Annotated in this window: 8 protein-coding genes; all 8 read right to left on the bottom strand. The window is 40.8% G+C overall.

Going from position 1 to position 4,491, the window contains the following annotated elements:
- Positions 1 to 156: 156 nt before the first annotated feature.
- Positions 157 to 384, bottom strand: a complete 228-nt coding sequence (locus J6U00_RS00680) for a hypothetical protein (RefSeq protein ID WP_296577584.1) — start codon at positions 382 to 384, stop codon at positions 157 to 159.
- Between the two features lie 109 nt (positions 385 to 493).
- Positions 494 to 1,441: a tyrosine-type recombinase/integrase gene (locus J6U00_RS00685; protein WP_296577586.1), complete on the bottom strand. Its 948-nt coding sequence runs from the start codon at positions 1,439 to 1,441 to the stop codon at positions 494 to 496.
- A gap of 36 nt (positions 1,442 to 1,477) precedes the next feature.
- The gene (locus J6U00_RS00690; RefSeq protein WP_296577588.1) at positions 1,478 to 1,672 is read right to left on the bottom strand and encodes a hypothetical protein; all 195 of its coding nucleotides are present in this window, start codon (positions 1,670 to 1,672) and stop codon (positions 1,478 to 1,480) included.
- Between the two features lie 342 nt (positions 1,673 to 2,014).
- On the bottom strand, positions 2,015 to 2,440 hold the full coding sequence (locus tag J6U00_RS00695) for a hypothetical protein (RefSeq protein WP_296577591.1): 426 nt from the start codon (positions 2,438 to 2,440) through the stop codon (positions 2,015 to 2,017).
- On the bottom strand, positions 2,437 to 2,643 hold the full coding sequence (locus J6U00_RS00700; RefSeq protein WP_296577593.1) for a hypothetical protein: 207 nt from the start codon (positions 2,641 to 2,643) through the stop codon (positions 2,437 to 2,439). Before J6U00_RS00700 ends, J6U00_RS00695 begins: the two co-directional genes overlap by 4 nt.
- Positions 2,643 to 3,581 carry a hypothetical protein gene (locus tag J6U00_RS00705; RefSeq protein WP_296577596.1) on the bottom strand — a complete coding sequence of 313 codons (939 nt, stop codon included), beginning with the start codon at positions 3,579 to 3,581 and terminating at the stop codon, positions 2,643 to 2,645. Before J6U00_RS00705 ends, J6U00_RS00700 begins: the two co-directional genes overlap by 1 nt.
- A gap of 40 nt (positions 3,582 to 3,621) precedes the next feature.
- Entirely contained in the window at positions 3,622 to 4,206 is a 585-nt protein-coding gene (locus J6U00_RS00710; protein ID WP_296577598.1) for a hypothetical protein, read from the bottom strand.
- Between the two features lie 2 nt (positions 4,207 to 4,208).
- Positions 4,209 to 4,491: hypothetical protein (locus J6U00_RS00715; RefSeq protein ID WP_296577600.1), on the bottom strand; the 283-nt coding region annotated here is incomplete at its 5' end.

A 4,491-nucleotide genomic window follows, 5' to 3' on the forward strand; every position in this document is an offset into this window, starting at 1 on the left:
CGCCAATACATTCCCATTACTATTCATGGTTATACGCCCATTGAAGATAAGCATTTCTTTGATGTTGTATTTGTCAAGCAGTGTTGATAATTCTTTTAAAAATGCTTTCTGATTATCATTCATTTTGTCACCTCCTAAAGCGTTAAAATACCTTTTTTATAACTCCGCTTTCGGCGTCCAGTCGTTCCATGCGAGCCTTGCCTGCTCCGCTGTATCGAATACTGCATCATGTTCTCCAGGGGAAAGCCATTGACACTCTTTCAGTTTTACTCCGAAAGCGAGATTGCAGTTCGAGCAATATACGAACCATTTTCCGTTATTGTCTTTGTATCGTTCCACCAGATCGCCGCAGATACAGCGGTTCAGTTTCTTTGCTTCATCCATTATCATTCCTCTTTCTGTTCCTTTGGTACTCTGAGTACCAACGATAACTATAAAAAATAGCCGTTTTCGGCTTTACACAGGGAGAACTTGTCTCCCTGCGCCGTTTACATTATATATTGTACTTGCTCTTCACGCTGGAAATGCGTGCAGTATCCTCCTTGATGTAGAACTTCTTTGTCGTCTGTGTCGATTCATGATTGAGAAGTACGCTGACATCTTCCAGCGGCATTCCTGCATTTTTAAGGAGCGTCGCTCCTGAATGCCTGAAGTCATGGCAGTGTAGTGTCGGAACTCCTATCATTTTTCCTATCCTTTTGCACCATTCATTAAGCGTACCAGTATTGATATGTTTTTCAGCTGTACATCTTCCTGTATAGAAAAGCCAGCCATAATCGCTGCTTCTTCTTGATTCCCTTAGAAGCTTCAATTGTACAAGAAGGAACTTGACTTCATCGGAAAAATATAAGTCAACTATCTTTCCCTCTTTTTCAAGAACACCGTAAATACATTTCTTTTCAAGGTCGATCTGGTTCCACTTGATGCTTGCAATCGCCGTCGCTCTTGCCATAGTTGAAAGCGAAAGCATCGCATACAGCCTCAGCTGTATATCCTTTGTGTCGATAAGCTTCTCGCGCATCATCGCCACCTGCTCCGGAGTGAGGAAGGTCTGAGTTGTTATAGGCATTCCTCGCTTTGGCCTGTCGATGAACTCTGTCGGATTTTCTACGATAAGCCTTTTCTTTCTCAGGAACTTGAAAAATGCAGATATTTCAGCTATTCGGCTTTTTATTCTCTCTGCGTTATTTCCCTCGCTCTTGCAGAAATACAGGAACTCGGTAATATCATCATCGTTGATTTCGCGGACACTTTTATTCCCTTGATTTTCAAGGATCCATATAAACCATGCTTCCAAGTCAAGCACATAATGCAGTTGAGTACCTTCTGACAGGTTTCTCATTGCCATATCGACTCTGTAACGCTGCAATAGCTTAAGTGATTCATCATTTACTTTTGATAATTTCTCCGTATCATGGAGCAATATTCTTTTACTTCTCATTTCGGTTTTCCTCTTTTCGGTATGTTTTACTTTTCCTTAATTATCTTCTTTGAATAGTTCTTCCCATTCACGGGCTCTCTTGTCAATAGCTTCTGTATCAGACGGCTCCATGCTAAGACCTGCTTCAAGCCGCATCTCTTCTATCTTATGCACCGCTATCCTTCCGGCAAGCGATAAGCCTATCAAAAAGCCTCCAAGAGTGCATCCAATACATATTAATACAAAAATCATATATCATCATCCTTCTTATCGTCGTCCTTTGCTGCTGCCGCAAGTCCTGCCGCTACAGCTCCGACTGCTCCGCCTATAAATAAGCCAATGATAAATAAAAACATAGCGTTCCTTCTCCTTATGTTTTAAATTTGGTATGATTTATCGAATTTTACGGATATAAAATTCATATTCTGATTTTTTATTTTGTCAAATATCTGATTTATGATATTTCTCCAGTCCTTAGCGTCAGGAAAGCAATTATAACTTAGGCATGATAATATAAATGTTTCCTCAGCTCTTTCTGTAAACTTCGTAAATACCACTTCAAACTGTAGTTCGTAGCATTTCATTTCTTATTCTTTAATCACCTCCGAGAAGCTTGTGAGCTTTTTCCGCATATCTCCATTCGTATTTACAGTCAAGAGCGCAGGGAGTTCCTGTATTGTCAATACTATGAACGCAGGTCGAACAGTTCCCGAAGTTCGCAAGTCTCAGATCATGAACTGCTAACCGCAGAACTTCTTTCATTTCGTCTATGTATGCTTTTATTTCAGGCTCTTCCAGCCATTGACCGTTAATATACATCTTATTCTCACCTCGCATTATATTTTCTAAGCTGCTGAACGTGAAGCTCACAGGAAAAGCCTCTATCGTTTCCCAGAAGTGCATGATTCTTCCGAGCTCTATATATGATAATTCTCGGCAGTCCTTGCCTGTTAGCGCTATCGAGAGCGGACAGGATAAGCAATGTGACTGTTGCGAGCATATCGCTTCGCGGCTTATCATGTCCTTCTCCTATGCTTGCCGTACTTTTTGAAATACTCGGCTTCTTCCTTTTCGTATTTTAGCCACATATAATGTCCATAAGATACGCCCATTTCTACAGCGGCATGAATATCCTTGCTGAGTTGTGGAGTCGCACCTGGGATCCTGCTTACGGTCCGCGCCTTTGTAGGCCCGTTTTTTTCATTGACTTCATAATCATTCATCAGATTTCCTCCAGCGAAGCCCTCGCAGAGTCAAGTATCTGTCTTGCTTTGGTGATATACAGTTCCTTATCATCCTCTTCGGCTTCCTCAATGAATGCTATCAGCCCCGTGATTTCCTTATATGCACTTGTCAGTAGAGCCTTGAAGCTGCTCTTATCGGCATTTTCGGAAGGATTTCCGGCTTTTGTTGTCAGCTCGGCAATTCTCGCTTCATACTCTGCCTTTGTAGCGTTAAGGTCATTGCTTGCCTTTTGCTCAAGTTCTTCAATCTTTTTCTTCGCTTCGAGCAAGTCCTTTTCTGTATCTTTCAGCTTTTTCTCGGTTTTTTTATCAGGAACTTCCTTGATAATTTCCTTAGTCGCAACTTCGACATCTTTCGGAGCATTTTCGAGCTCTTCAATTTTCTGCTGCAATGCGAATATCATTCTGTCTTTGTCAGCTTCGGAGTTTTTCTTCTTTGAGAGGTCAGCTTCCAGTCCGTCCTTTTCTTCCTGAAGGAGTGACAGCTGTTCTCCTTGCTGCTTGTACTTAGACAGGAGCTCGTCAAGCTCTTTTGTCGTGATGCCTGCTACATCGTTCTCCTGCATTATCTCCGCTCTGTCCTCTGGATTAGCTGTAGCGAGTAAAGCAAGCTTTGTTATGCCGAGCTGTGCATTGCTCTGCACGAACTCCTCGCCGAGTTTCTCAAATACAGATATATATTGATATGTCTGTGAGCGTTTCAACTGGAACTCTTTTTCTGCATATTCCTCAAACTCTTCATAGCCGAGCTCTGTATAGAGCTTGTCTATCTTCATCGTTCTGAGGTCCTTTCCGATAGCGCATACCGCATTGACTGCGGTTCTGCCGTTCGCTCTGATCCTCTCTGTAATTTGTATTGCTCTTGTAGACGCAGGAAGTAAGTTTTCTTCTGCGTCAGCTGTTATAATTTGTTTCATATATACCTCCTTTTATTGCAAAGATTACCTTTTCTTCGTTTCAGCATGATATCATACCATAAGCTATACAAGGATATTGTTTTGTCCTAAAATATAGCGTTTCTTTTTCCAATTCTTCCATGAATGCATAGAAGTTCTCAAAATCTTTAAATTTAATATCACTTAAATTCCAGTCAATTATCGGCAATTCTTTAAATGCAGGGTTACCGTAATCTTCTCTTTCCTTGTCATATTCCCACCTATATTGTTTAAATACAACGTCAAAATCAATACGTCTTTCGTCAAGATATATAGTTGCTCTATCTTCTTCCCATTGCCTTGTGTCTTGTATTCCTTTGTCGCTTACAGCAATAAGACCATCATCTCTGCCTTTGCAGTCTGTTATACCTTTAAAGCCTTTGCAAAAGATAGTAGATAATTCATCTTGTGTAAGCCCTGCGCCTGTTAATTGTAGAAGCCATACAGCTTTTAAGCGGTCATTGTCGCACTCAACTAAGTTATCGACATTTGTTATTATCTTCTCAATAAGCTCCAAAGCTGAAAGCGTATATCCACTCCAATGATAATAGGCATTGGCTAAAACTTGCCCTTTATCCCATATTTCAATATTAAGTCTTTGCCCCATTTTCAGCCCTCCTGTAACTTGCCTTTGCCGCAATAAAAATTTGGCTTTACTTCGACAAATTGCAAAGTTTTATTCTCAATATAGCACATAGGGCAATCATGCCTATTAAGTTTTACGCAATCCTTGCAACGCACTATTTCAAGTCCTCTATTTTTCTTAGTCAGCTTGTCACGCTCTTTTTCGAGCACTCTAATACTTCCTATAAGTTCCGCTATCCGTTTGCTGTAATCAGTAACAAGCTGTAAATTAGTATCAAGTAGCTGCTCAACTTCTTGCAATCGCGTC

This window comes from Ruminococcus sp., assembly GCF_017650195.1.
Lineage (GTDB): Bacteria > Bacillota > Clostridia > Oscillospirales > Ruminococcaceae > Ruminococcus.

Bases quoted from the DNA above. Each gene is read 5' to 3' on its own strand.
- J6U00_RS00680 (WP_296577584.1), bottom strand. From the start codon at position 384: ATGGATGAAGCAAAGAAACTGAACCGCTGTATCTGCGGCGATCTGGTG.
- J6U00_RS00685 (WP_296577586.1), bottom strand. From the start codon at position 1,441: ATGAGAAGTAAAAGAATATTGCTCCATGATACGGAGAAATTATCAAAA.
- J6U00_RS00690 (WP_296577588.1), bottom strand. From the start codon at position 1,672: ATGATTTTTGTATTAATATGTATTGGATGCACTCTTGGAGGCTTTTTG.
- J6U00_RS00695 (WP_296577591.1), bottom strand. From the start codon at position 2,440: ATGATAAGCCGCGAAGCGATATGCTCGCAACAGTCACATTGCTTATCC.
- J6U00_RS00700 (WP_296577593.1), bottom strand. From the start codon at position 2,643: ATGAATGATTATGAAGTCAATGAAAAAAACGGGCCTACAAAGGCGCGG.
- J6U00_RS00705 (WP_296577596.1), bottom strand. From the start codon at position 3,581: ATGAAACAAATTATAACAGCTGACGCAGAAGAAAACTTACTTCCTGCG.
- J6U00_RS00710 (WP_296577598.1), bottom strand. From the start codon at position 4,206: ATGGGGCAAAGACTTAATATTGAAATATGGGATAAAGGGCAAGTTTTA.